Source organism: Vibrio sp. 1580 (assembly GCF_033340055.1).
This window is the reverse complement of sequence record NZ_JAWOVT010000583.1, coordinates 1-557: the sequence shown is the minus strand read 5'-3', so window position 1 is coordinate 557 and position 557 is coordinate 1. Positions and strand designations below refer to the sequence as shown.

Here is a 557-nt window from a genome sequence, read left to right as displayed (position 1 = left end):
GTAGGTTTTCTCCATCACATTAAGCGATTTCAGTTCAGAGTTGCTTTGGCTTGCTAACCAGCTCTGCCATTCATGATTTGGCTCGTTTGCTTCTAACGATTCTGTGCAATGGATAAAGGTCACGGCCTCAAATTGGCTGGCACTACTCACGCCATCGGAAAAATGTGTTTGGTAGTATTCTGGGCTACAAACCGGCACCAATTCTTCATCAAATAGCCTTTGATGATGGAAACCCGGATGCTCGCTGTCACTGTCGTAAATCCCAATATCAACGGGCTCATGTAAGAAATCTAATCGGCTTGCCTTTACTCGAAGCTTGATATTGAGAGAAGGATACAAACGCTGAAATTCCACCATACGCGGCAGTAACCAACTCTGTGCAAACGTGGGGGCCACGCCGATGTAAAGCTCGCCACGCAGCTCGTTGAATTTGATATCTTCAAGTTCAGAGAAAATCACCTCAAACGATTGGTTAAGCGCGTGCAGTAATCGCTCACCTTCTTTGGTCAATTCCAATCGCCGAGTCATGCGCACAAATAAGCTGAAACCCAGTTGTT

The 557-nt window shown here is 46.0% G+C and carries 1 protein-coding gene; it reads right to left on the bottom strand.

From position 1 onward, the window contains the following. Positions 1-557, bottom strand: a 557-nt coding sequence (locus tag R7093_RS27280) for a LysR substrate-binding domain-containing protein (protein WP_318147286.1), incomplete at both ends; no start/stop codon positions are given.